This window comes from Kordia sp. (assembly GCF_045105435.1).
Lineage (GTDB): Bacteria > Bacteroidota > Bacteroidia > Flavobacteriales > Flavobacteriaceae > Kordia.
Genome location: NZ_JBGCDL010000218.1, coordinates 1 through 2,837 on the forward strand (window position 1 = coordinate 1; position 2,837 = coordinate 2,837).

Below are 2,837 nucleotides of genomic sequence, written 5' to 3' on the forward strand. Positions count from 1 at the left end.
GTCCATTCTAGCGCTTGCTGAATTTTATTGGACGAAATAGCAAATGCAAAATGTGCAGGATTTGTGTGTTCTGATGTTACAAAAGTTAAAGAAGAAGCACCAACTTTTATTGTAAACGTTCCCGCGGAAGCGGCAACCAAAGGCAACTCCAATACTTGCGTATAAAAGTGTTTTTGCGCTTCTAAGTTTGTTGTAAAAAGGGTGAGTTCGTTAATTTGCATAGTGTAAAAATAGAGCATTGTAGCAATAAAAAATAGCGTTTTGGAGAGTTATCTTTTATATTGAAATAAAGGTTTCTTATATTGCTTTTTTTTATTACAAAAATATGGATGTATTGATTTTTACGATTATCGGAATTGGAGTCGCTTTTTCCCTGTATATAGTATTTAAACCAACTGCTAAAGAAAAAGAAGCAGAACTCCAATTGAAGAAAAGTTTAGATGATGATCGTATTTTTGATCCTGAAACTGGTGTATATATTTCATTGGAAGAAGCGGAATCTGGACAATGGTCTACTGACGATCGAGAAACACATTATATGCCAGAACTTCAATTATCTGAAGAAGGCGATGGTCTTAAAGAAGTAATTAAATATTTGAATGAAAATGATTTTTACACAAAAACAGGTTCGTTACCAGATGTTGAATATCCTATTATTGAATCGAGTCAAATATTGAGCAAATATGAAGATTGGTCATATTCAAGCACTTTCACGTTTAAGAATGGACTAATTTTTCTTCCTGTAGTAGAAGATGGCTTATATGGCTCATTACTAATGTTTTTGGTGAAAATTAATTCTTTAAAAGGACATTATTATTTGAGAGAAAAAGAAACTTCAGAAAAGTTCTTTGACCTTTTGAGAAAAGATGATGATTTGAACTTAAAAAATTATGAAAGTTTTACATATAGAGGTTCTAAAAACATTCAAGAAATTAATCGATTCCTTAAAAAATTTGAAGGCGAAAAAGGCTTGGAAATTGAAATCAACGATACCTATCTTTTTATAAAAACCTTGAAATTGGCAAATATTGATGATATTAAAAGAATTGAACGTATTGTTCAGAAAATAATATAACTACTCGTTTACTCATTCAAATTCTCTATTCACTCATTGCCCATTTTACAGTATAATGTTACGAACTACATTTATAGTGTAAAAGTTACTAATGAATAAAAATATAACCTACACCTTTTTCCTATTTATCCTTTTATTGTGTACAAATAATACGCGTGCACAACAAGTTTATGAACTCAAACTTAGTGATTGCGATCAAGAAGAGGACAACTTTCCGTTGCGACTGACGGTCAACATTCTTACAGCACATAAGATTATTAGTGAATTTGGTGATTTGATTGTTTTTAAAACGACTACAGATCGTATCAAAATAAGCTATAAAAACTTATACGATCAGCAAATGGATACTGTTTTCATTCCCAAAAAGAATAGACAGAAAGAACAATTTCAACTATGCTTGGATACGTTTAAAGACAATATCAAAGAAACCTGTATTGAACATGCAATTGCGAAAAGAAAACGCTGGAAATTTAGAATTATATCTGAAGGTTGTAGCGGTCGTTTTGAATCGAAAATAGTGATCATTCCTAAAAAAGATAAAACAATAGCCAAGTATGTAACTACAGAATATGTTTCTGAATTGAAACGTTATAAAAAAGTCATCCAATATAGAATACTGACCGAAACACAATTGAAAGCTGTGATTCGTTTTGAAAAGAAATTACGACTTCATGGCGCTGCTGTAAAAGCAACTTATGGAGATACTATTAAAGGACTTTATTTGTACACATATACAATTCAATCTGGAAGTATGGAAACAGAAATTAAGAGTTCGCTAACGCTAAAAGTCATTGATGAGCGTTATTTGTTAGACAAGTTAGGATTTGCGAAATAATTAGATTTCTCCTATGAATTCCAGTTACTTATGTTGCTTTTTTTCAGTATACAAATATGAATTTAACTCGTTGTGTATTTTAAATGAATTGTTATTGGTTTAGGTTTGGTGTTTGGCAATTTATTTAAAATTCAACATTTAGCATTTAACATTCTTTATGCCTTATTTATTTTTCACTTCCGTAGATTCGTCACTAAACTTCTAAACGTATACACACTTCAACTTCATAAAAAATACTATCTTGCAACGCTTAAAATTTAAGACTCGTAAAATAAAAAAATACAGATGAAATTATTCAAATCCGTTGATAAAGTGTTGGCTCGTATGGGAAGTTCAAAAGCAACTGATCGTGCTTATAATGAACCCTTAACAGCAGCTATTATAAAGAAAATTCCAGGTGAACAACTTGCTGTTTCTGAAGCTGGTGGAATTTGGGCTGCGCTACAAGAATTGAATGGTTATGTGTTTATGGAATTGATCGTTTTAGATACTACAAAAATTAAAACGTTTAAAGGTGTTACGATGAAGTTTTTAGGCGATACCGAATTGACATTAACGTCTGATAGCGGTGAAGTTAAATCTGATTTTTCAGATGATTTTAATCGTTGGTTGACAGAGATTAGCTTTGAAATCACGAAGAAGGATTTGAACTTCATTAAAAAGAAAAAATACACGCAAATTCAACTTGATTTTAAGAAGAAAACGTTGTTGTTTGATGTGAAGAAGTAGTTGGTTGTTGGTTGTTTACTTTGTGGGTAGTTTCATAGTATAAACTGTTAAACTTATAACTCTTGAACTTCATGGGTTGGTCGCTTTGCTCCGTTTTCTGTTGTGAGTTATGAGTTGCTTTACCTACTTCCTGTTTGTTTCATAGTATAAACTGCTGAACTTTTAAACTTTGTAGTTTACTCTGAGTTTATCGAAATA

The 2,837-nt window shown here is 31.2% G+C and carries 4 protein-coding genes; 3 read left to right on the forward strand and 1 reads right to left on the reverse strand.

The window, feature by feature from the left end:
- Window positions 1-221 (reverse strand): VOC family protein (locus AB8B65_RS11290; RefSeq protein ID WP_405301114.1); only part of this gene is annotated, 221 nt, incomplete at its 3' end.
- 104 nt (window positions 222-325) lie between these two features.
- Between AB8B65_RS11290 and AB8B65_RS11295 the strand changes: the two genes are divergently transcribed.
- The 3 genes from AB8B65_RS11295 (at window position 326) to AB8B65_RS11305 (ending at window position 2,639) form a co-directional block, all read left to right on the forward strand.
- Window positions 326-1,075: a hypothetical protein gene (locus AB8B65_RS11295; RefSeq protein ID WP_405301115.1), complete on the forward strand. Its 750-nt coding sequence runs from the start codon at window positions 326-328 to the stop codon at window positions 1,073-1,075.
- Between the two features lie 91 nt (window positions 1,076-1,166).
- Window positions 1,167-1,910, forward strand: a complete 744-nt coding sequence (locus AB8B65_RS11300; protein ID WP_405301116.1) for a hypothetical protein — start codon at window positions 1,167-1,169, stop codon at window positions 1,908-1,910.
- A 285-nt stretch (window positions 1,911-2,195) separates the two neighbouring features.
- A complete protein-coding gene (locus tag AB8B65_RS11305; protein ID WP_405301117.1) occupies window positions 2,196-2,639 on the forward strand; it encodes a hypothetical protein in 444 nt (147 codons plus the stop codon).
- The last annotated feature ends 198 nt before the right edge of the window (window positions 2,640-2,837 follow it).

Coding starts and splice junctions, on each gene's coding strand:
- AB8B65_RS11305 (WP_405301117.1), top strand. CDS start 2,196: ATGAAATTATTCAAATCCGTTGATAAAGTGTTGGCTCGTATGGGAAGT.
- AB8B65_RS11300 (WP_405301116.1), top strand. CDS start 1,167: ATGAATAAAAATATAACCTACACCTTTTTCCTATTTATCCTTTTATTG.
- AB8B65_RS11295 (WP_405301115.1), top strand. CDS start 326: ATGGATGTATTGATTTTTACGATTATCGGAATTGGAGTCGCTTTTTCC.